Source organism: Ruegeria sp. F12, assembly GCF_056533885.1.
The window spans coordinates 15,813-36,744 of record NZ_JBQFOV010000007.1; the positions used below are offsets into that span (position 1 = coordinate 15,813).

The following is a 20,932-nucleotide window of genomic DNA, read 5'->3' on the forward strand; positions in this document are numbered from 1 at the left end:
TCCCTCCTTAGCACTGTTCCCAACTACCAACGGGAATGGAGTGCGGCTAATGCAATTTCTGAGTTTGAGGCTCTGCAAATGGAAGAGACGGTTTGCAGGTTATGTGATGGGGCTTTCTGTCCTGTTATGCGTGCTTGCAGTGCCTGGCGCCGGATACTCGGAACAACCTTTGGTGGTTGGCAGTGATCGAGGCGGTTTCTTGCATGATCGTTTGGTCGAATTGGAGAACCTTCAAAGAAATGGCATACGTGTCGAGCTGCGCGGGCGGATCTGTTATTCGACCTGTACGATGTTTCTTGGCCTGCCAGGGACATGTGTAACACCGGACACAATATTTGGATTTCATGGTCCGTCGCGTCATGGCAGGCCGCTCAGTGCCTCAGATTTTCAGTATTTCAGCGAAGTGATGGCGGAGTTCTACCCCGAGCCCATCAAGACTTGGTTCATGGAAACAGGACGAAACCGAATTCGCGGCGTACACAAAATCAAGGGTGCAGAGCTTATTCGATTGGGTGTTCTTGCTTGCCGCACGGCGTAGCGTCGCGCTTGTCTTCAAACCTCTAGATAGGTATGAGTGTATTGTGTGAGCACAATCATAGCGTGTGCTTTGACGGGTAGCCTTGCATAGGAAATTAGTCTGGTTGATTTCGGGACTCCTTCATCGAATTCATGGGGGCAAAGCGCGCAGAGCTCCTGCGCCGACAAAGCCGATCTGCGTCGTAGGGGATGTCCATGGCTGCATCGGGCTTTTGGAAAAGCTCTTGTCCCAAGTACCGCATGACGCCCAGATCATTCTGGTTGGAGATTACATTGACCGAGGCGAATACAGCTCGGAGGTTTTGCGGATGATGCAAGCCTGCCCCGAATTTATGTGTTTGATGGGAAATCATGAGCAAATGCTACTGCGTTTCCTGGCCGATCCGAAGAAACACGGTCGTCAGTGGCTACAAAATGGGGGCTTGCAGACACTGGCGTCGTTTCGCATCCCAGCCGCTCGGCCAGAAATGACTTCCGAGGAACTGACCAAGTGTCGGGATAGTTTGCGGCGCGCTATGGGTGATGAACTTGTTGGCTGGATCGCAGATTTGAAGACCAGTTTCCATAGTGGGAATATCTTTGTCTCGCATGCTGGGGCAGACCCCACACGTCGGCTTGACCAGCAATCTGAGCACGACCTGCTTTGGGGCAACAAACATTTTCAGACCAAAGACAGGAAAGACGGTCAGTGGGTTGTCCATGGCCATACAATCGTGAGTCGCGCTGCGGTTCGGGGCGGCCGAATTGCTGTCGACACGGGCGCGTTCGCGACCGGCGTGCTCAGCGCAGTCTATCTGGACGGTTCTGAGCCAGAGTTTCTGACGGCGCTTGGTTAGTATTGGTTGTTTTTGCAACACTGAAAAAACAATCTAAGGCAGAATGCGTCGAAATATTGTTTCGCGAAAAGAGAGTGAATTAAACCTGAGATAATTAGGTTTTTCGAGCGATTCATGTGCACCCTTCGGATCCCATTTTACGGCGTTCTGCAAACTGGACGTCGGCTGCACCCTTCAGGAGATGACTTGGGCCTCATGGCATTGCGGGGTGGTGGCAACACGGGCTTAGAAATCAGGCCCGCGGTGACAGCGGAGTGTTGGGCAGATTGAAAGTTGCCATCGTACATTATTGGCTAGTGGGAATGCGCGGCGGTGAAAAAGTCTTGGAGGCGCTGCTGGATCTATTTCCGGGCGCAGTGATTGTGACTCATGTCTATGACCGCGAAAAGGTCAGCGCCAAGGTCAGAAAACACGAGGTGCGAGAGACCTTTATCGGGCGCTTGCCCGGTGCGCGAAAGCACTATCAGAAATACCTGCCCCTTATGCCCCTGGCGCTTGAACAGATGGACATGCAGGAATTTGATCTGATTCTGTCCAGCGAATCCGGTCCGGCAAAGGGGATCGTGCCGCGCCCCGATGCGTTGCATGTCTGCTATTGTCATTCACCGATGCGCTATATTTGGGATCACTATCACAGCTATCGGCAACAGGCGGGGGGTGTTGCGCGGATAGCGATGCCCTTCCTAGCGCATAGGCTGCGCGTTTGGGATGTCACGACTGCTGCTCGCGTGGATCGTTTCGTGGCCAATTCGTCCTTCATTCGTGACCGAATCCAAACCTATTATCGGCGCGAAGCAGAGGTTATTTTTCCTCCGGTCGAGACGCAGGCGTTTCAGATATCGAACCATGTTGAAAACCACTACCTGCTTGCAGGTGAGATGGTTTCTTACAAACGGGCCGATCTGGCGATTGATGCGTTCAACGCCTCTGGCCGTAAACTGGTGGTTGTTGGTGATGGTGAGATGCGCGGCGTGTTGGAAAAGAAATCCTGCCCCAATATCACTTTTCTTGGCCGGGTTGATAATGCCGAGCTAAAGCGTCAATTCGCCACCTGTCGCGCGCTGATTTTCCCCGGTGAGGAGGACTTTGGCATAGTTCCGGTCGAAGTGATGGCCAGCGGACGACCGGTGATCGCATATGGGCGCGGTGGGGCATTGGACACCGTCATCGAGGGTGTCAGCGGTGTTTTATTTCATGAACAGACCGCCGAAGCCCTAAACCTGGCCATCGACCGGTTCGAGAAGAACCCGGATTTGGTGAAGGATCCAGCGACGATCAGGGCGTTGGCGGATACATTCGATGTTGAGGTCTTCAAGCAAAAGATATGGGCACTAATCGCTGACGCGCGGGCAAACGCCTGACGCGGACGCAACGCACGCAGGACTTGTAGGTCATTAAGCGGTTTTTCCTAACGTGCCGCTGATTGACACACAGACAGCGAGTCCTGACCCATGACCACCAATCCTTTCGTAAACCGAGTATCCAGCCTGTCCGGTCCTGCCCGAGATATTGCACCCGTGACGCCTTCGGATACTGCGGACCTGCCTGATGTGGCGATCGGGCTATACGTTGAATCGGGCGGGACGATTGTGTTGACGACTGTTCGCGGGGAAATCCGCACGGTGCAGGTTCTGGACTTTTCGATCCTGCCAGTGGGCGTCAGCCGTGTGCATGCCACGGGCACAACGGCCAGTGGAATCCATGCAATGGTGCTGGCATGAAGCTGACCCGCGACCTTTCTGTTACGTCGCACCCTGCGCGCCGGGTATCTGGCCCAGCCCTGTCACTTGATTTCGAGCGGCAGGAGTACCGGCGGTTCGGGCGCCCCATCGCGTTGAGCGAGGCGATGACCTTCGCGCGTGCCTCTTCGGCCCGGCAGGCCGGGGCCTCGGGCATGATCGAGACGGTGGGCATTGGCGTATTGCGGCGAGATCATGTGGTCGGAACCGGAGCGTTCCGGGGGGCCTTGTTCGAAGGTCAGGCCACCAATCTGCTGCACTATTCAGATGACTTTACCCATTCCTACTGGAACGGATATGCGCGTAAGCCCAGTTTCGTCGGCGGGCAGCTTGCGCCGGACGGGACGGCTTCGGCCCTGACGTGGAATTGCGCGGATACCACGGGCGGCCCGGACCTGAACCGAGGTGGGGTACTTATCCCCTATCCTGGGGCGTCGGGCATGGCGACGGTCAGTATCTGGTTGCGTGCCAGCGTACCTTTGACCATGCGGTTCGGGCAGTCGGACAAGACATCAAAAACGATTAACGTCACGACCCAATGGCAACGGTTCAGTCACACGGATCTGTTGCCCAACAATCAGAACCGGATCTTTATCCTGTATGAGGCCATCAACAGCGATATTGACCTCTTTATCTGGGGCGCGCAGGCAGAAACCGGCAACACACTGACAAGCAATATCGCCACAAACGGGGCCGAGGTCACGCGCGCAGCCGATCAAGCTGGGTTGACCGGTTTGACCGGAGCGTTTGAGGTCACTGTCACATACGAGGATGACAGTCAGGACGTGATGACCAATCAGACCGTCACCGACGGCTGGTGGCCCGTGCTGTCGCAGCCCAGAGTCAAGTCCATCGTGCTGAGCTGATGGGGCCTGCATCCACCTGAAATGCCGTGGATCTGTGTTTGGTCTACGGCATTTCGGCATTCAAAAAACAACTTAAGATTGTTTCTTGCCAAGCGAGCGGATAGATTTGCATATGGTCTTTCGGGTTCGGCAATAGGGCGGTCCTCCTGCGATGTTCTTTCTGGCTTGGATGCTGATATGCGCTGTGCTGGGGCTGTTCTTTTGGGTGGCCCTGTCGTTGCGGTCAGCTCCGATTGTGCTGAGCCTGATGTTCTTCGCCCTGATCTATTGCATCCGTCCCGCAATGATCATGCTTGGGGCAAATCTGGTGAATCCTGCGCTGTTCAATGACACAGCCGAGCTGGGTGCTTTCGCGTTGATCTACGCGGTCTTGTATCTGTCTGCGGCGCTGGTCACGGTTGTGATCTTGAGTGCCGTGCGTCCCGGATTAGGTGCCGGTCTGTTCCCCGAAATGTCGTCACGCGTCGATACCGTTTCGGCGCTTGTGGCCATTCTTCTGACCATCGTTGCAATGGGAATCGGCGTACAGCTTTTTCTGAAATTCGGGTCGCTTCAGGCAATCCTTTTTGCCGCGAAGATCACCAAGGATCTGGCGGGCACTTTTGGGCTCAGGTCCCTTGTAGGGCTGGGTGCATTCTTTTCTTCGGTCGCCTTGTTGATCAGCTTGCGCGACAGGCGTATCGGCAAAACGGCCATATTTAGCCTCTGTTTTGGTATCAATCTGTTTGTCTTTTCCCTGTGGGGCACTCGGCTGGAAGCGTTCGTACTGCTGTCCGGTACACTGCTGGTCTTGACCTCGCGCGCGGGGCAGATCGACCTGTGGGGTATCATGAAATTCTCGGTCTGGGGGTTTTGCCTGCTGTTTGGTGCGACAGTGTTGTACATCTACCGCCTTGCGCAATTGTCCGGCAGTTGGGAGGTCGCCTTTTCCCGCGATTTGACCACGACGACCGCGGTGTCCATGCATATGACGCGGTTCGATTCCCTGATGCTGGTGGTGCAGGATTTTACTTCGGGGCTTCACACGCGGGTCGGAGAAGACTTTTACAACGGTCTGATCATGGTCATCCCGCGCGCTCTGTGGCCAGACAAACCTTCGCAACTGTTGATCGGCCAGTGGTTCCGGCAATGGTATGAGCCGAACGCGGTCAACGGTTGGACGGTCGGGGGACCGGGCGAGTATCTGGTGAACTTCGGGTTGGCGGGTGTCATTCTAGGCGGGATCGTGTTTGGCGTGATGCTGACAGTGATCCATTCGGGCTATCGCAAGATGGGTGCGGATCAGCCCTTGTCGGTCATGCTGTCGGTTGTGTTGGTGCTGATCGTGGTGCCCGAAGGCTCGCCCATTCAACTACTGCCAAGGGTTGTGCTGTGGTGTATACCGATTTGGCTGGTTGTTTGGGCGGCAAGAATGCGGCTCAGAGCTCCGGTTGCAAGCGTTCCAAAAGTGCCGTTTCCCGGTCGCTGATGGCTTGGGCCAGAGCTGCGCGCAGTTCAACCTCGCGGGCGCTTTGGCCGGGCTTGTGCGGGGTTGTGTTGAGCCTTCGGTACACTCGGCGCGCTGTCTCATACAGAGCGCCTTTGGGCAGTTTACCCCGGATCGCCGTGTTCAAAGATTGCAGCAACCGGTTACGGACAAAATAGGTTTCGTTCGACCCGTCAAAGAACAGCGGCACATTCGTTTCAAGCCCCAACCGCCCAAGCAACGCAGCTACAGTATTTGCAGGGTCGGACAACATATGGCGCATCTCAAGATGGATGACGCGTTCCGGCCCCAGATCCCGCCGCCACAAGGCCAACCAATAGCCGAACGCGGCCCAGTCCAGAGCGTTGCGCAGGTGATCCTGAGGAAAATGGCTGGATGCACGCCCGTCCAGAACCATCTCGAAAAACATCTCGATCGAAATTGACGCGTCGATATAGCTCTTGTTGTTCGAGAAGTAGTGATAGGTCGAGGTGATCTGATCCACCGGGTCACGTGTGATGAAGATGACCGGCGGCCGGTGCGCCATCGCGGCGATGGTTTTACGGGCGGTTTCGTGATGCGCATAGGCAGGTGTTGAATCCAGCCACAACGCATTGTCGGGCGCATCGGGAAACAGCGCAGCATATCCCGCAAGACCCTGGGTAAAAACGCTGTGTTCGGGTCGAAAAAAGTGGCTGTCGCGGTCATAGAGGAACTCCAGCTCTTTGCGCACACCGCCCGAGATTTGCGGATGCTGAACCAACCAGTCATGCAGCGAACTGGTGGCGCATTTGGTGAAGCCGCAGATGAACAGATCGGGCAGGCGGTGGGGGCGCTCAGTCATCGCGGGTCTCCTTCGGCAGACCGGTGGCGCGATACAGCAGGTCCTCGTAGGCGTCGATCATCCGCGTCGTGCGAAACGGGGCAAGATTGGGTTCAGGGTCTTGCATGCGTGTCGCGCGCACCCGGTCGGGATTTTGGGCAAGGTCGTTGAAAATCGCTGAGAGCGTCGGGGCGTCGATTTGTTCGGGGGTCAGGCCGCGATGGGGTGGGATCAGTTCCGGTATGCCGCCATTTGGGCTGCCGACCACGAACAAGCCGCGCGCCATGGCCTCGATCACGGTGCGCCCAAAAGGTTCGGCCCAAAGCGCAGGCAGAAAAAGCACGTCGAGCCTGTCGAGAAATGCGATGGCCTCCTGTCGACCGGTCAGACAGATCCCGGCGGCAGCGGGGTCATCCGGCAGGGCGATGCCCTGATTGTCCCCGGCCAGAAGCAATCGGTGCCCGTTCTGCGCGAGGTCAGTGTTTTGCCATGCGGTGATCAGCTCGGCCACGCCTTTGCTGGGGTGAAGGCGGCCCAGATAACCAAAGGTCAGGGGCGTGCCCGCATCCGGCGCAGGTGCGCGCGGTGCTTGCAGAAATCTGTCCGGCACCGCGTTGTAGATGACGGTTGGCGCATATCCCAGCATGGTTTCGTAAATCCGCGCCACGTGATTGGAAATCGCCACGACGTGTTTTTGTCGTCGCAGGATCAACCGGCGCAGGCCAGTGGCGTAGAAACACGGGCTGAGGGCGGAATTGCAGCCTGCGCCGCCATGCTCCATCGTGCCAAAGGCGCAAAACCAGCCGTAGTCGCGGATGACCGGGACACAGGCGGTGCGGGTCAGCAGACAAGCCAGCATGAAAGCCGACCCATGTCCGGCAGGGTTATTCATCAGCACCACATCTGGACAGTTGCGCCGCAGCCATTGCAGAGTGCGCAGGAACAGGACGGGGTCTATTTCGCTGCGCAAGATCCAAGCCATGCGGGTGGCAAAGTGGCGCACGCCATGCAGGGGGCTTTTGCCGATCGGCAGGCCCTGAACGACTTCAATGGGGATGTTATCGACATGATCCGGATATGGGCGCGACCCGTCCGAGACCACAACCCGCACGTCATGCCCGCGTGCCTTTAAGCTGCGCGCGATGTCCCGTGCTGATCGCTCGGACCCGCCCAGCTCGTTGGGGGCATAGTTAAAACACTGAATGGCGATCTTCATGAGAGCTGCCCTTGACGCATGAGACCCAGAACCGAAGGGTCAATGCCCATCTCGCGCCGGGTGTATCTTACGGCCTCAAGGTTCCAGCCAGCGACAGACAGAGCCAGACACAGCGCAGCCCCTACCGGGCCGAAGGCCCAGATCATTGGGATCATCGCCGCCATTGCTATCAAGTTCATCCGCGCCAGCAGCCGAAAGGCCGCTCGGTCATGGCCCGTAAGCTCAAGCAGGACCGAGGTCGGTCCGGTCAGCGCATTCACCGCATAGGAACCTGCCACGATTAACAGAACATTGTAGCCGGTTTCGAACCCGGTTCCGAACAAAGACAACAGCCAGACACCAAACAGGATCAGCCCGAGGAATATCAGCAAGGCTGATCCCCCAGCGATGGCGGCGACGGTGGAGCATGTGCGTTGCAACGCACGGGTTTTGCCGTTGTGATGCAGGCGCGAGATTGTGGGTGAGACGACCATGTTGGCGGCCAGCAAGACGAGGTTCATCAACAGCGCAATGCGCAGCGCGGCAAAGGTCGGTCCGGTGTCCGCCGGGCTCAGCATCAGTCCCAGCAGAACCACGACAAGGTTCGGAGCGGCGATTTGCAGGACGGATACACCCCAAAGACCCCACATGCGTGGCCGCCATGTGGCCCGGTCATAGGCAGCTGGAGCCAGAAACAAGGCCTTGGGCCGGGTCGCCGGATGCAGATGGAGCTGAACCAATACCGTGGCCACAAGCAGCGCGGTCAGCAACCAGGTGATCTGCGCAGCACTGCTCTGCCCTGGCCAGAGCAGGATCAGGGGGATCGCCGACAGGATCACCATCCCGCGCCAGATCACATCCCGAGGCGCAAGGGCCAGACTCATCCGGTCATAGGCACGCAGGACAAAGGCAAAATATTCCGCCCAGGCCATTGTCAGCGCGAATACCCCCGTGGCCGCAATGAAAGGCCATCCAAGCTTGGGTTGCAGTCCCACTAAGACCGGGGCAGACACGCTCGCCATAGCTACGGTGCCCAACGAGACAATCCAGAATCCGTCGCGTATCCGGCCCGTTGCAAGCCTGTTCTGACCTTGCGCTGCGTAGATCGAGACATAGCGCAGGCTCAGCATCCGTTGCCCGAAACTGCCCGCCGCCGCCAGCAATACCGCCAGCGAAAATCCAAAACCGAAGGTGCCATAGGTCGAGGCATCCAACGCCTGCGCCAATACCAGAAACATGGCAAATTGCAGGCCTGCGGCCCCAACCTTGATGACAAGGGCAGCAAGTCCGCCTTTCATCAGGCGCTGTCTTATGGGGCTGGACTTGTCTGGCATCGGCGGAGTTACACGGGTCCCCTAGCTTCCCACCGCCACAATCGGCGCGGTGATCAGAGACGGGGTGATCTGGTCGATCGTGCGGCCCCAGCGCGTAACCGGGTTTTCGGCGATGAAGATGATATCGTTGCGGCGCAGCTGGAACCGAGCTGCCAGCGTCAGGTGCGCGGCGTTGCGGATGTCCAGATGCCAGGCCGTCACCGCGCCGAATTCGCGGATATCTTCGGACGCGCGCAGCACATAAACCTCAGACGCGTCCCCGGTTTTCTTGGCGATCCCGCCGCCCGTGTCAAACAGCGCGTCCGCCAGCGTGGCCGTGCGCTCGAAGGGCAGGGCATAGCGGCCCTGATTGCGGACCTCGCCGCTGAGATAGACATAGTCCCGGTCCACCGCGTCCAACTCGATGGTTTGCAGGAATGTCTCGCGCCGCTCGTTCAACTCGTCCCGGCGTAGGGTAACAGCGGTCGACAGTTCCTGCAGGGCGGTCTGGCGACCCTCCAGCACCGTTTCGCGCAGCTGGATTTGCTGCGCAAAATACCGCTCGGCCCGGTCCAGATCGTAATCTGTATCCACAAAGACCGAGTCATCAGCGATCAGGGTCAGGTTCTGCAAATCCGGGCGCGCATAAAGGTCCTCAAGCGGGATCTGGTACATCTGCCCGTTGCGGTAAACGCGGACCGAGCTGTTGTCGATATCGCTGACCTTGACCGACCCGGCGGCAGAGAGCGCCTCGCCCAGCGTTAGTTGCGTCAGGGTGATGGGTTGCACGCCGGGCTGTCCGACCGCCCCCCCGACCGAGACGCGGCGGGCGTTGAACTCGGCAATTTCCAGGCTGAACGTGGGGTCGATCTGGTTTTCGACAAGGCGCTGGAACAGCACGGCTTCGGCCTCGTCCACGGTCAGACCTTCAAGGCGCACGCGGCCGACATCGGGGATGTTGATCGCTCCGTCATCCTGCACCGTATAGCCGTTGCGGCTGTTTTGGGCGGCCAGCAGGCCAGATAGTTCTCCGGCTGTGCCCTGGGTCGAGGGGGTCGACAGCACCAGCACATCCCCGGTGCCGATCGTATAGGGCCCCGGCGTGACATCGGGCGGTGGGTCCAGCCGCAACCCGCTGCGCGACCCATCTTGAGTTGAGGGGGCATCGGGCAGCGGACCCAGTCCCCGCTGGCTGGTGCCCGCGCCGGACCCCGCCGAAGTTCGAAACACCGATGGCAGGGTTTTGGGCGCATAAGGTGCGCGATTGGCGACCATCACGGTTTCCGGTGTCACCGGCACCACCCGCACCTTGCCGCTGTCGGACACACCCGCCGTAACCGAGGGGCTGCGATAGATCGTCGAACAGCCCGAGATCAGGCCGCCCACGGCCAGCGCAAGGACGAAAAGTGGAATTCGGCGCATGGTTAGCCTCCTGCCATGTATAATTCTAACTCGCATCCGGCACCGCCTTCATGAACAGGTTGCCGAGGAAATCGCCGGTCCATTGCGAGGACTGGATGATGGTTTGGCTGCCATTTCGCAGCCAATATGTATTGGTGAAACTCTGCGCGGTGCCAAAGCACTGTTCTTGCCACTTGCGCGTGGCCACAGGATTACCTTGCTGCACGATGGTATCCGGCCCAAGCGCTGTGATCCGGCAGTCATAAGCATGCAGCTCGATCTCATCATTGCCGTTGAGAAAGCTGTGAAACCGCTCGGCGCGCCCTTCCTGACCGCTCAGGATCAACCCGGCGCTGTGCCGGATGTCCGACCCAGTCATGCCAGAGCCGAACCCTTTGGTCGAGGTCAGAAAACCCTGTTCCAGCGTGATGGTTGCCCCATCTGCCGTCAACCAGGTTTGCACGTCGTCCCGTGTCACCTCTAACAGCATCACACCGCTCAGGTCGCGCGACGGAAAGGCGACCTCAAGCCGGGGTGGGATCGGGCGTTGTGCGGCCAGCGCATCGGCACGGGGGTGAAAGCGGGGCGCATCGGGACGCAGCGCGCCGCGCAAAAGGTCGAACTCATCCCGCGCCTCGCCACAGGCGGCCAGCGAGAGGGCAAGGCAGAGGAGCGCGAAAACTCTCATCGCCAGAACCTACCCCAGCCGCGCGACAATTCCTGCGCTCGCGCCTCGCGGGTGACGCCATATAGCCGATTGCGCACATTCAGCCGCGCGCCACCGTCGCGCAGGACGGGGCGGATGGTTTGTCTGATCTTGTTGCGCGATGGGCGACCCGTCAGCCATGAGATCGGGATCTCAAGCCGAATGCCCTTGTCGAATGAGCCTTCGCCGAACTCTTCGAACCCTACCGTGGTCAGGGTAAAGAAAGCACCTACCGTGAACCCGTTGGTAAATTCCCGATCCAACGAGAACGTCGCGCCATAGTCCCCTGCCAGATAGCGGCCTGCGTCGATCTGGGCATGATAGTCCCCTGGCAGGTCGTAATAGGCTGAGACATGGCCTGTGGCGACGGAATAATCCTGAAAGCCGAACAGCACGTCAAAATCACGCTGCGCCACGTAATTCGCCTCGACCCCCAAGGCGAGGCGACTGTTGGTCGGGTACCACAGAAGCTCGGCCGACACCCCGCCAAACATGGTCTCCAGATATCCCAGCGTGGTGCGGGCGTAGAAATCGGTGCGTGGTCTCCACAGGTATTCGGCGGTCATATGCTCGACCCGCAGGTTGGATTCGCGGGCATAGATCGCCCAGTCCGACCGAACACGCGGCAGGGTGGAATCCGAAACGCGCGTGCTGTCGTCCAGCGTGCTCAGAACTGGTTGGCGCAGCCCGGTGGACAGGGTCAGGCCCGGCCTCAGCGTATAGTCCAACCCCAACGCGGCGCCGATTTCATACCGCAATGGGTCGTCGGGATCGAAGAAGGAAAAGTTCAGATAAGGCCCGAACCGATAGGAAAAATGCGGATAGGCGTCGCGCAGTACGCCGCCTTGAAAGATCGGGATCGTGTCCGAAATCTCGACCCGCGCGAGGCTGCGCCATGCGTTGTCCGGGTCATGCTCCGATTCGTACAGATCGTTGCGGTCCACCTGCACCGCACCCAGTGGCGCGCCGTTGGACATCAGCGCAATGTTAAAGGTCTGCGTCCGCGGCGGCTCGGTATTGGCCAGAACCCGAGCGGTGCGGCCCAAGGCCTGCGCCGCCTGTCCATAGGTTTCGTTCTCGACCCCGACCGTGACAGCATCGCGGTCCTGCGACAGGTAGACCAGCCGCAGCCCCTCGCGGTCCAGCGCGGTGCGGACGTCCCCTTGGTTGTCACCGGGTGCGCGCAATGGCGGGGGCGAGGCCCCTTGCCCCCCCGGCGCGGGCGTCTGCCGCGGGTCGATGAAATAGCTATAGGTCAGCCCCAGCGTGGTTCCGTACAGCACCGAAGTGGTCAGTTGCGATCCGTTCCGAAACCGATACTGTGCGGCGATGTTGAACGGGGTGCGGATGTCGAACCCGATCCGGTCGCGCTCCACATCATAAAGATCGGGGGAGTATTCTGCCAAAAAGGTTAGCCGGTCGTTATATTGCCAACTGCCCCCGGCGAACAGGGCGGCGTCGCCCTGAAACCAGTTGCCGAAGTCCAGACGTCCGGTCTCCGAAATGTCACCGGCGCGAGGATCGCTGCGCTCGTCAAAGCGGCTGCTGATCAGGCCCAGCGGGTTGGCAAAGCTGCCACGTCCGGCCAGGCGCCCCCAGCCGATGCCTCCGGTCAGCTTGAACCGGTCGCGGATCGTTTTGGTCGCAACGATATATTCCGAGGCATAAAGCCCGGTCCCGCCGAAATCCCGCAATCCCAGCACGATGGCGGGCGCCCGACGGCTTTCTTCGCGCAGGCGGAAATGGATGTCGAAGCTGCGGTCATAGCGATCACCGCGCTCTCCATCAAAGCCTTTCAGGACGGCGTAGCGGAAGCTGCCATGAACCCAGGGCAGCATCTGAAAGGTCATGGTTGCGCGCGCGGTGTCCCGAAAGGCGGATGCGGTAAAAACCAGCGCGCCATCATCGAACATCTCGGCGGTGGGCAACTCGATCAGGCCCGGCGTTCCGTATGTGGACACGGTCTGCGCCTGTACTATGCCTGCCAGAGTTGCGCCGATCACAGCCATCGCAATTGTCCAGCCTCGTATTCCCGTTTGGTTCGTCACGTCACCTTGTCACTTCAAACTTTCCGAGCGATCCCGACACAGGAATGTGGATTGTAGTCAGCACCAAGTAATACTCACCCTATAGGAGAAAAACAGTTTTGAATTCCCGGTAGCTGAATTTCCTTTGGGATGAAAGGTCGGTAATTGGGTCGAAAATTCTGGGGCGTATTTCATTTACCGCTGAAAGTCATTCAATTTATTGAAATACATGTTGATTTTTTTAATACATCGTTCACCATTGACGCTATAAAGACAGTGTAATTTCTCAGGTGTGGTATAGGCGGCACAGGTTTCGCTTCAGGAGCTTTCGGATGTTCAGAACTTCAGCATTGGTTCTTTTTCTATCAACCACAGGTGTAGTTGCTCAACAGGCAGAAAACACCGACGCCACGGAAGACGTCGAGGATACAGTCACAGCCGCCGAAGCCGCTGAAGAGGCGGGTGTAACGGGCTTTGTCCCTCTGGTCGCCCCTGCGCTGGGTGCTGCTGCCGCCGCTGTGGGTTTGGCGGCTGCCGGGGGTGGGTCGTCGACCACAACGACCAGCACGGTCAGCACCAACTGATCCTTGACCCCGCCAAAAATGGCGCGCCTAGTTGCTATAGTAGGATGCGCCGTAGCGGCCATAGGCATAGCCATATTGCTTGGCGCTGCGCATATTGATCTGCCCCATGACGATCCCCGTTAGGCGTTGATTGTCCATGTGGAACAGCCGAATGGCCTCGGTCACATCCTGTTCTGCTGTGGCATTCCACTTAATAGTCAGCAAAACGGCGTCGGCATTGCGCGCGATCAGTCGGGCATCTGACACCAGTAGCGTGGGCGGTGTGTCGATCAGGATGACATCATAGAACTTGCGCGTATCCTCCAGAAACTGTCGGAAGCGATCCGAGGCGAACAGATCCGCCGCATTGGTCGCTGTTTTCTGACCTGCCAGGATATCGCACCCGATCAGCGGGTCTTGAAAGATTGCATCCGTGGCAGCAACATCTCCGGCCAGAACCGAAACGATCCCGGTATTCGGCACATCGCGCAATTGGTCGGTCATGGTCAGGCGGCGGATATCTCCCTCGACCAACAGGACTTTTTTACCAATCCCGACAAAGTTCTGCGCCAATGCCATGGTGTTGGTGGTTTTGCCTTCGCCAGGCAGCGATGACGTCATGACAATAACCTGCGGCGGGCGATCCACGTTGGACAACATCAGAGAGGTTCGCAGATTGCGCACCGCCTCAGCCGTTGCGGAGGCGGGCTTGGCGGCGAGATAGTCCAAAACCTTGCGCCGGTCGCGGGCTGGAAAGGTCGGGATTTGACCCAGAACGCTGTAGCCGGTCTTGCGCTCAACCTCGGGCGCTGAACGATACCCTTTTCTCCGCGCCTCCAGTACAAAGACAATGGCGGTACCCACGATCAGACCAAGGATTGCGGCCAAAACCAGCATCAGCGGTTTTCTCGGGCGCGACGGGTCCGTCGGAATAACGGCGCGCGAGATTTGGCGACTGTCAGCCTTCTGTATCCCCTCCTGCGCCGAGGTCTCCTTAAGACGGGTCAGGAAATACTCGTACAGCAGACGAACAGCCTCGGCTTCTCGGGTGAGTTGCTGTAATGCGATGAGGTCCGCATTCTGCTGAGTGATCTGTTCGGACAGGTCTTGCGCAGATTGGGTCAAAGCCTGCGCCTGTTGCGCGGCGCGCCGGGCCTCAAGCGCGGTGCGGGCCAAAAGACTTTCGAAGGCTGTGTCGAACTCAGTCGTTTGGCCACCCGCCAATTGCGCAAACAACCGGTCCAGTTGCGGATCACCCGCCTCCTGCGCCTGTTCCGCGCGGGTGGTCGCGGCGGTCAGGCGATCAAACCTTGCTTGCGCCGCGATTTGCGCAGCCGCAGCGGTTTCGCCCCGGTCACGCAAATCCTTGAGCTGGACTTCCTGAAGCTGCAACGCCTCGGCAGATACCAAAGCGGTTGACGTGTCAAAGGCACTCAACTTGGCCTCTGACGCTTCCAATTCCTGCTGCAACTCAGCCACTCGGTCGGTCAGCCAGGCGGTGGCCTGCTCGGTCGCTGCGAATTTTACTTCGATCTGGTCGCGCACATAAAGGTTAACGATCGTATCCGCGATCAGGGCTGATTTGCGGGCCGATTCAGTCTCGACCGTCACGCGGAACACAAGGCTTTGGGGCAGGTTTCGGATCGAAGTTTTCTGCAACAGCGCGGTGATCACGCTATCGCGGGTGATTTGGGCGCTGATTTCATCCGGCAAAGGCGCGGGCTGCGGTGACAGGCCTAAACCATCCTTGATTTTGTCCCTCAGCGTTTTAGGCAGCAGCGCAGCGTTGAATTCCGGATCGGAGGTCAGGTCCAGCCTGTCGACGACCTTGCCAATCAGTCCACGGGATCTGAGAACCTCAAGCTCGGAATTCACCTCGGTCGACTCGCCGGACAAACCGCCGACAACAGACTGGAGGTCGACAATGCTCTGCTGTTGCGTCTCAAGCATCACAACGGCGCTGGACCGGTACATCGGCACCGCCGCGAAGATCAGGTAGGCGAGCGTTGCCATCACAGTCAGCGCTGTGGCGGCGGCGATCACCCATTTCCCGCACCAAAGGGTTGCGAAAAGGGCGCTCAGGTCAACGATCTCGCCATCAAATGAGTCAGCGCCAGTGGGCCGCGGAGCGGTCAGGGGCGGGTTTGGAACAGTGAATTGCTTCATCAGAGTTTGGTCGTCTGCTCGAAATGCATTCTATGCGCGTTTTAGGAACCATATAGACACGTAAGGGTAGAATAAACCCTGACAGTGCGTTTATCGTCCCGTTCGCATGACCACGGCTGAGACTGTTCGGAAAAGGATGCTGATATCTTTTCGAAAACTGCGCTGAGCCAGATAGGCCACGTCCATCGCGATCCGTGCGTCATAGCTGACATCATTGCGCCCCGAAACTTGCCACAGCCCTGTAATGCCCGGTTTCTGCGCCACATAGGCCGAAGCGGCGGCGCCGTATTTCACCAACTCGACGGTGACGACGGGGCGTGGGCCGACAAAGCTCATCTCGCCTTTCAGGACGTTCCAGATTTGCGGCAACTCATCCAGACTGGTCCGGCGTAGAAGATGACCCAGCCGGTTGATGCGTGGATCATGGGTGAGTTTGCGGTCTCTTTCCCATTCAATCGCAGCCTGTGGGTTGGCCTGAAGATAAGCACGTAGCTGTGCCTCGGCATCGACGCACATGGTTCGGATCTTCCAGCATTTGAACAACGTTCCGTTCTTGCCAACGCGTTTTTGCCCAAAGAAACCTGGACCGCCCTCGCAGCGCATCAAGGCCCAAAGGACCAGAACGACCGGCGTTACAACTGGCAGCAGTAGCAGCGCAAGGCAGATATCAAAAGCGCGTTTGCCCAACCCGGAATAGATCCCCGATGGTGTATCAGGCGGGACGGATGAGGGGGCCGCGGCATCCTCGGCAACTGTTGCTGCGCCAAAATCCAGCATCCAAAAAAAAACCCCGGTTCCCAAATGTTGAGCTACAACTTTTAGGTGTAGAAAGCGAAAATTAGTTAATGAAAGGTTGATAAGAGCTGAGTGCAGCAAATTTTTGTTGACCAACTTGCAGAAAACTCGATGGCGCAGGCGTATACGCAAAGCAGCCTGATCAAACGTGGGTTTTTAGCATGGAGGAAGGCACGAGACCGAGATGTCAGGCCTTGGGCAGTGGCAGACAGCCCGGCAGGCCCGCAGGGAGCACCAGGCGAGCGCCCATATTATATAGGGATTTTACAAATCCCTCGCTTTCTGACGCGACGGTCAGGCTGAAGGGCGAGGCCGCAAGGACCGAGACGTCGCCGGGCAGCGCCTCAAGCATCTGCGTTTTGGGCAAGACAACCACATAGGCCGGGGCGTCGTCTGTCAGCAAAGCCACAACAACAAGCGTGGACAGCCACCCCAGAAACATCAGCGGCAGGGCAATCAGAACCGCCCTAATAGTCATGGATATGTTCCAGTGCCAGGCCTGACCCCGGAAGTTGGCGCAGACGTTCGGCCAGATCGGACACTTTGGCGACGATCAGATGTCGGTGGTCGCCGAACCCTTGCCGAGGCGCGCTGTAGATCGCGTCCGCCCGCGTGGGCTGATCCGAAATTGCGGTAAACAGGATGTCGTCATTGCCTGCGATCTCGACCACGTTCACACCGTCACCGGCCATCTGCACCAGCAGATTGGTCAGGGCGCGGTAGCGTGGCGTCTCGATCTCAATCCCTTCGGGACGCTCGGTGATGACTTGCACGTCGGGATAGGCGGGCAACTCGTCCTCTGAGGTGACGATCATGCGAAGGGTCAGCTCATCCTGACCGACCTGCTCAACGGCCTGTTCAATCACCCCGGCATAGCCACCCTTGGCGGTGTATTCCAGACCCAGAGCTATTGCGCGTTCGGTGTCGCGGATCGAGCCGCTGGACTGGTCAATCAAGCTTTGGGCATCGTCGTCAAAGCGCCACTTGTACCATGGCACCTGTTGCAGGAATTCAGAGTAATCTGATGCCTGCTGCGCCGACAGTTCATCCAGCGGAGCCCGTTCCGGGCCGCGCAGGGCGGTAAACAGGCGGCCGACTGTCTCTTCATACAGTGCCTTCAACGCCAGCTCCGCTGTGAAACTGGCCCCGATCACATAGATCGTCTGCTTGGTCTCACCGTCAATCTCGCCATGGGCAGCGGCTGCTTCGGTCAGCGCGCAGAGCGAGCTCCAGAACCCCGTGATCCCCTGCCAGAAGCCGTAGTCATGCGGGTCGCCTTGGCGCAGAACCTCGGCATAATCCTCATAAGCGTGGACAATGTGCCACTCAGGATAGGTCATCAGGCTGCGGGTTTTGGGGCGGTGATGCTCGGCCGGTAGCAGGGCGTCGTAGGGTTGCGCCTGCGCGGTACCCTTGCAGCTTGTTTCGACATAGATGATCGGTGCGGCCAAGCCGATCCCGACCAGCACCAACAGCAGAACCAGCCTGCGCAGCCATCTCAGCAGAAATCTCATGTCGTCCTCCGTGCGTCACGCAGACCGGCCCAGGCGGCCACCCCTCCCAGCGCCAGATGCGGCAGGTTTGCCAGCACGCGCCCGAGGGACAGGTCCATCCCGGCAGAGTCGTTCGTGAAGATCCCCAGATCCAGATAGCCATAGCCAGTGAAGAACCCGAAAACTCCGTCGCCCAGATAGGCCAGCCCGAACAGGATCAGAAAGGTGCGCGCCGCGCGATGGGACCAAAGCCCGGCAATCAGCGCCCAGAAGGCCGACGCCACATGCAGCGCGTCGTCATAGATATCCAGGGCAAAGATGCCAAAAGCCAGACCGTTTTCATCCGTCAGACCGGGTATGTAATTCAGCGACGCGGCAATCATCAGTGCCACAAAATACCCCATACAGAGTTTTTGAAGATTGGTCATAGCTGCCCCAAATAGCTGTCCCAAAGGTTGTTTCTTAACACCAGTTGCGGATCTAACGCGCGTTTGGCCTGCGCAAATTCCCGCGCGCGCGGATAGGCGGCGTTCAGTTGATCCAGCCGTGCGTGCGGGCGATACGGCAGGTAATAAGCCCCGCCGATCGCGGTGATCCGGTCGATCAGCTCTTGCGTCATGCGGGCCATGTCGGCCTCGGCGCGGGCGGTCATCTCCTGACTGAAAGACATAACGGCGGCGATGCGTGGTTCCGAGGCGAAGGACAGAACGGCCTGATCGTCCTGCGCCACATAGCGCAGGGTCACGTTCAGAAACTCCTGATACGAGGCCGGGATCACCTCGCGGCAGGCGGTCAGGAAATCGTCAAAGGCGTCGAAGCCCACGAAATATTCGTGCAGGATATCGGTGCGGTCCGGGTTGCGGTCGTCCAGCGTGACAACCGGTTCGTTGATCAGGGAATTCCGCGTTGCCTCACCCCCGCCCAAGGCTGGGCCTAGCGTGGTTTCGTTCCACCAGCGAAAGGACTTGAACGCCTCGTTGCCTAGCTGCGCGCGGTAGAGACGACTGGCGGCATGCGACATCCATCCAGAGCCGGATGCCGGCGGCAGGTCCGATTGATCCTCGGTCTCGCGGTAGGTGATCAGCAAGGCTTTTTCAAAGAAGGACGCCCTTTCGACATTGAGCCTGCCATAGGCCATCGACACAGCCGGGTCAGCCACGGCCTGGCGGAAAGCGTTGGCAAAGGCGCTGGCTTCCATCAATTTGAAAGTAGGTGATAGCCGTGTATTAGAGACCATTTCGACTTCTAGATCGACGATGATGCCGATCAGCCCATAGCCTCCCATGCCCAGATTGAACAGGTCGGCGTTTTCCGTGGGCGAGCATGTCACAAGCTCTCCGTCCGGTAGGATCATGCGCAGGGATCGCACGGTTGCGCCCATTGGTCCGAACGGAACCGGCCAGCCATGGGCGTTGACGGAATAGGTCGCGGCGACGCCGAAATCGTGGTTCGATTGCATCACCTTGGGCGACCATCCTGCAGGGTCCAACGCCGCAATGACCTGAGACCAGCGTGCCCCGGCATGGGCGCGGTATTTCTGCGCTGCGCTGTCAATCTCGACCGAGCCGTTGTCAAAGGTGATCGCTGTGCCATCGCGCGGGATGGCTTGCGCCCCCATCGAATGGCGCGCGGCACCGACATTCACCGGGCGGCCCTCGGCCTGTGCCTGCGCCAGTTCCTGACGGATGGCCGTGATCAGGGCTTCATCAGCATTCTCGGTCATCACCAGATGCTTGTGTACCGGCGTCGGTGACAATCCGCTGGCGTCATTCAGGATCGTGGCATCCGACACGGCAGGCGTGTAGCGGGTGCCGTCATAAACGGGCAGGTCTGGTCCCAACCAACGAGACAATCCCCAGCCCGCCACTCCACCGGCGGCGAAAAGTGCGGCGCGTCTGGTGAAAATCGTCATACGTCTTCCTTTGATAGCGTCGGCCCGGGCATGGCCTTCAGCACGTCAATTAATGCGGTTTGAAACTGCTCTGGGTCCTCGATTTGCGGGATGTGACCTACATCGGGCAAGACGATCAGCGGTGCTTCGGATAGCAGCGCGTACAAGGCGTGGGCTTGCGCGACCGGGGTCACGGTATCTTCCGCGCCCCAGATCAATGCGACCGGCAGGTCGAGCGTACGCCAGCTTTCTGCCCGTGTGCTGCGCGCGTTCTGCGGCGGCACAAGCAGGTGCGGCAACCAGTCCGCAACGGCCTTGGTATATCCTTCGCGGGCCATTGGATTGCGCAATATCGAGACGATTTCAGGCGTTGCAGCCTGTTTCACATGCAAAAACGCGCGAAGGAAATGGCGCGTTAGCAGTGGATTAGAGACTGTTGTGGCGGCTATACCCTGTCGCAGCAGTCCATTTCGCAGGTAAATGGGCTCAGAAGTTGGAGATTCATGCGCCTCAAGCGCAATCGCCCCACAAACTATGACCAACCCGGACACCAAATCGGGACGCAGCATAACAGCCTCGGCCACGGGACCTGCGCCGATGGAATGCGCGACGGCGATCGGAGGGCTGTCCAGCTCTTCGAGAAGGGCGATAATGCGTTCGGCCTGACGCGTCCGACTGTAGTCCTCATCCTGTGCTGGTTCCGACCAGCCGAAAGGCGGCATGTCAAAGGCGATCGCGCGAAACCCGGCGTCGGACATGTGGGAAAGCGTGGGTCGCCACAAACCCGACCACGCCGCTGTTCCATGTGCAAACAGAACCGGCGGCGCCGAAGGGTCGCCGACGTCCAAAGCAAAGATCGCACCCTCAGAGGTTTCGATCATCCGGCCTGTGTCATCAGGCAAGTGGCCCACCGGAACAGTCTCACGGTTGCTGGCTGCCACCCAAAACCCGGTCAGCACAACAGTGACAAGCAACAGAGCTGAAAAAATGAACCTGAAAAATACCTCCATTGCCCGGATAGTTGTGCGCGCTAGACGGAAATGCAACCGCCGGAAATCCTTACCGGGCAAGGGTGCTGCAATTCGGACGCACAGCAGAATCCGGGTGATGACACTG

At 58.8% G+C, this 20,932-nt stretch carries 20 protein-coding genes; 7 read left to right on the plus strand and 13 right to left on the minus strand.

Annotated features, from left to right (window positions below):
- Positions 1 to 49 precede the first annotated feature (49 nt).
- The 6 genes from ACR0CA_RS11325 to ACR0CA_RS11350 all read left to right on the plus strand — a co-directional run bounded on the left by ACR0CA_RS11325 (position 50) and on the right by ACR0CA_RS11350 (position 5,446).
- Positions 50 to 538, plus strand: a complete 489-nt coding sequence (locus tag ACR0CA_RS11325) for a hypothetical protein (RefSeq protein WP_480899087.1) — start codon at positions 50 to 52, stop codon at positions 536 to 538.
- Positions 539 to 641: 103 nt separating this feature from the next.
- Positions 642 to 1,373, plus strand: coding sequence for a metallophosphoesterase (locus ACR0CA_RS11330; protein ID WP_480899089.1), 732 nt, complete (start codon positions 642 to 644; stop codon positions 1,371 to 1,373).
- 302 nt (positions 1,374 to 1,675) lie between these two features.
- The gene (locus ACR0CA_RS11335; RefSeq protein ID WP_480899091.1) at positions 1,676 to 2,734 is read left to right on the plus strand and encodes a glycosyltransferase; all 1,059 of its coding nucleotides are present in this window, start codon (positions 1,676 to 1,678) and stop codon (positions 2,732 to 2,734) included.
- 90 nt (positions 2,735 to 2,824) lie between these two features.
- Complete coding sequence (locus ACR0CA_RS11340) at positions 2,825 to 3,094, plus strand: spike base protein, RCAP_Rcc01079 family (protein WP_170771188.1); 270 nt, start codon at positions 2,825 to 2,827, stop codon at positions 3,092 to 3,094.
- Positions 3,091 to 3,978, plus strand: a complete 888-nt coding sequence (locus ACR0CA_RS11345; protein ID WP_480899093.1) for a phage head spike fiber domain-containing protein — start codon at positions 3,091 to 3,093, stop codon at positions 3,976 to 3,978. The genes ACR0CA_RS11340 and ACR0CA_RS11345 overlap by 4 nt, the downstream gene beginning before the upstream one ends.
- Before the next feature lie 151 nt (positions 3,979 to 4,129).
- Positions 4,130 to 5,446, plus strand: a complete 1,317-nt coding sequence (locus ACR0CA_RS11350) for a hypothetical protein (protein ID WP_480899095.1) — start codon at positions 4,130 to 4,132, stop codon at positions 5,444 to 5,446.
- Here ACR0CA_RS11350 and ACR0CA_RS11355 read toward each other — a convergent pair.
- From ACR0CA_RS11355 to ACR0CA_RS11380, 6 genes are read right to left on the minus strand one after another with little or no spacing between them, the layout of a single operon-like run.
- Positions 5,397 to 6,287 (minus strand): sulfotransferase, encoded by an 891-nt coding sequence (locus tag ACR0CA_RS11355; protein ID WP_170790154.1) that lies wholly within the window; start codon positions 6,285 to 6,287, stop codon positions 5,397 to 5,399. The genes ACR0CA_RS11350 and ACR0CA_RS11355 overlap by 50 nt on opposite strands.
- Positions 6,280 to 7,482 carry a glycosyltransferase gene (locus ACR0CA_RS11360; protein ID WP_480899097.1) on the minus strand — a complete coding sequence of 401 codons (1,203 nt, stop codon included), beginning with the start codon at positions 7,480 to 7,482 and terminating at the stop codon, positions 6,280 to 6,282. Before ACR0CA_RS11360 ends, ACR0CA_RS11355 begins: the two co-directional genes overlap by 8 nt.
- Positions 7,479 to 8,759 carry a lipopolysaccharide biosynthesis protein gene (locus tag ACR0CA_RS11365; protein WP_480899099.1) on the minus strand — a complete coding sequence of 427 codons (1,281 nt, stop codon included), beginning with the start codon at positions 8,757 to 8,759 and terminating at the stop codon, positions 7,479 to 7,481. The genes ACR0CA_RS11360 and ACR0CA_RS11365 overlap by 4 nt, the downstream gene beginning before the upstream one ends.
- Positions 8,760 to 8,816: 57 nt before the next feature.
- Positions 8,817 to 10,196 (minus strand): polysaccharide biosynthesis/export family protein, encoded by a 1,380-nt coding sequence (locus ACR0CA_RS11370; protein ID WP_480899101.1) that lies wholly within the window; start codon positions 10,194 to 10,196, stop codon positions 8,817 to 8,819.
- A gap of 25 nt (positions 10,197 to 10,221) precedes the next feature.
- On the minus strand, positions 10,222 to 10,863 hold the full coding sequence (locus ACR0CA_RS11375) for a YjbF family lipoprotein (protein WP_170790150.1): 642 nt from the start codon (positions 10,861 to 10,863) through the stop codon (positions 10,222 to 10,224).
- Entirely contained in the window at positions 10,860 to 12,929 is a 2,070-nt protein-coding gene (locus ACR0CA_RS11380; RefSeq protein WP_480899103.1) for a YjbH domain-containing protein, read from the minus strand. Before ACR0CA_RS11380 ends, ACR0CA_RS11375 begins: the two co-directional genes overlap by 4 nt.
- Positions 12,930 to 13,240: 311 nt before the next feature.
- Between ACR0CA_RS11380 and ACR0CA_RS11385 the strand changes: the two genes are divergently transcribed.
- Positions 13,241 to 13,492, plus strand: coding sequence for a hypothetical protein (locus ACR0CA_RS11385; protein WP_170771165.1), 252 nt, complete (start codon positions 13,241 to 13,243; stop codon positions 13,490 to 13,492).
- A gap of 27 nt (positions 13,493 to 13,519) precedes the next feature.
- Here ACR0CA_RS11385 and ACR0CA_RS11390 read toward each other — a convergent pair whose 3' ends face one another.
- The 7 genes from ACR0CA_RS11390 to ACR0CA_RS11420 all read right to left on the minus strand — a co-directional run bounded on the left by ACR0CA_RS11390 (position 13,520) and on the right by ACR0CA_RS11420 (position 20,790).
- Positions 13,520 to 15,637 carry a polysaccharide biosynthesis tyrosine autokinase gene (locus ACR0CA_RS11390; protein WP_480899105.1) on the minus strand — a complete coding sequence of 706 codons (2,118 nt, stop codon included), beginning with the start codon at positions 15,635 to 15,637 and terminating at the stop codon, positions 13,520 to 13,522.
- 90 nt (positions 15,638 to 15,727) lie between these two features.
- A complete protein-coding gene (locus tag ACR0CA_RS11395) occupies positions 15,728 to 16,414 on the minus strand; it encodes a sugar transferase (RefSeq protein WP_170771160.1) in 687 nt (228 codons plus the stop codon).
- 205 nt (positions 16,415 to 16,619) lie between these two features.
- On the minus strand, positions 16,620 to 16,910 hold the full coding sequence (locus tag ACR0CA_RS11400; protein ID WP_170771156.1) for a hypothetical protein: 291 nt from the start codon (positions 16,908 to 16,910) through the stop codon (positions 16,620 to 16,622).
- A complete protein-coding gene (locus tag ACR0CA_RS11405; RefSeq protein WP_480899107.1) occupies positions 16,900 to 17,946 on the minus strand; it encodes a hypothetical protein in 1,047 nt (348 codons plus the stop codon). Before ACR0CA_RS11405 ends, ACR0CA_RS11400 begins: the two co-directional genes overlap by 11 nt.
- Positions 17,943 to 18,353 carry a hypothetical protein gene (locus tag ACR0CA_RS11410; protein ID WP_170771151.1) on the minus strand — a complete coding sequence of 137 codons (411 nt, stop codon included), beginning with the start codon at positions 18,351 to 18,353 and terminating at the stop codon, positions 17,943 to 17,945. The genes ACR0CA_RS11405 and ACR0CA_RS11410 overlap by 4 nt, the downstream gene beginning before the upstream one ends.
- Positions 18,350 to 19,837, minus strand: a complete 1,488-nt coding sequence (locus ACR0CA_RS11415) for an FAD-binding oxidoreductase (RefSeq protein ID WP_480899109.1) — start codon at positions 19,835 to 19,837, stop codon at positions 18,350 to 18,352. Before ACR0CA_RS11415 ends, ACR0CA_RS11410 begins: the two co-directional genes overlap by 4 nt.
- The gene (locus ACR0CA_RS11420; RefSeq protein ID WP_480899111.1) at positions 19,834 to 20,790 is read right to left on the minus strand and encodes an alpha/beta fold hydrolase; all 957 of its coding nucleotides are present in this window, start codon (positions 20,788 to 20,790) and stop codon (positions 19,834 to 19,836) included. The genes ACR0CA_RS11415 and ACR0CA_RS11420 overlap by 4 nt, the downstream gene beginning before the upstream one ends.
- Positions 20,791 to 20,932 lie beyond the last annotated feature (142 nt).

Excerpts from the sequence above, each read along its gene's own strand:
- ACR0CA_RS11335 (WP_480899091.1), top strand. The coding sequence starts at position 1,676 with ATGCGCGGCGGTGAAAAAGTCTTGGAGGCGCTGCTGGATCTATTTCCG.
- ACR0CA_RS11405 (WP_480899107.1), bottom strand. The coding sequence starts at position 17,946 with ATGAGATTTCTGCTGAGATGGCTGCGCAGGCTGGTTCTGCTGTTGGTG.
- ACR0CA_RS11355 (WP_170790154.1), bottom strand. The coding sequence starts at position 6,287 with ATGACTGAGCGCCCCCACCGCCTGCCCGATCTGTTCATCTGCGGCTTC.
- ACR0CA_RS11400 (WP_170771156.1), bottom strand. The coding sequence starts at position 16,910 with ATGACTATTAGGGCGGTTCTGATTGCCCTGCCGCTGATGTTTCTGGGG.
- ACR0CA_RS11395 (WP_170771160.1), bottom strand. The coding sequence starts at position 16,414 with ATGCTGGATTTTGGCGCAGCAACAGTTGCCGAGGATGCCGCGGCCCCC.
- ACR0CA_RS11370 (WP_480899101.1), bottom strand. The coding sequence starts at position 10,196 with ATGCGCCGAATTCCACTTTTCGTCCTTGCGCTGGCCGTGGGCGGCCTG.
- ACR0CA_RS11350 (WP_480899095.1), top strand. The coding sequence starts at position 4,130 with ATGTTCTTTCTGGCTTGGATGCTGATATGCGCTGTGCTGGGGCTGTTC.
- ACR0CA_RS11385 (WP_170771165.1), top strand. The coding sequence starts at position 13,241 with ATGTTCAGAACTTCAGCATTGGTTCTTTTTCTATCAACCACAGGTGTA.
- ACR0CA_RS11340 (WP_170771188.1), top strand. The coding sequence starts at position 2,825 with ATGACCACCAATCCTTTCGTAAACCGAGTATCCAGCCTGTCCGGTCCT.
- ACR0CA_RS11375 (WP_170790150.1), bottom strand. The coding sequence starts at position 10,863 with ATGAGAGTTTTCGCGCTCCTCTGCCTTGCCCTCTCGCTGGCCGCCTGT.
- ACR0CA_RS11365 (WP_480899099.1), bottom strand. The coding sequence starts at position 8,759 with ATGAAAGGCGGACTTGCTGCCCTTGTCATCAAGGTTGGGGCCGCAGGC.
- ACR0CA_RS11390 (WP_480899105.1), bottom strand. The coding sequence starts at position 15,637 with ATGAAGCAATTCACTGTTCCAAACCCGCCCCTGACCGCTCCGCGGCCC.
- ACR0CA_RS11410 (WP_170771151.1), bottom strand. The coding sequence starts at position 18,353 with ATGACCAATCTTCAAAAACTCTGTATGGGGTATTTTGTGGCACTGATG.
- ACR0CA_RS11415 (WP_480899109.1), bottom strand. The coding sequence starts at position 19,837 with ATGACGATTTTCACCAGACGCGCCGCACTTTTCGCCGCCGGTGGAGTG.
- ACR0CA_RS11325 (WP_480899087.1), top strand. The coding sequence starts at position 50 with ATGCAATTTCTGAGTTTGAGGCTCTGCAAATGGAAGAGACGGTTTGCA.
- ACR0CA_RS11345 (WP_480899093.1), top strand. The coding sequence starts at position 3,091 with ATGAAGCTGACCCGCGACCTTTCTGTTACGTCGCACCCTGCGCGCCGG.
- ACR0CA_RS11360 (WP_480899097.1), bottom strand. The coding sequence starts at position 7,482 with ATGAAGATCGCCATTCAGTGTTTTAACTATGCCCCCAACGAGCTGGGC.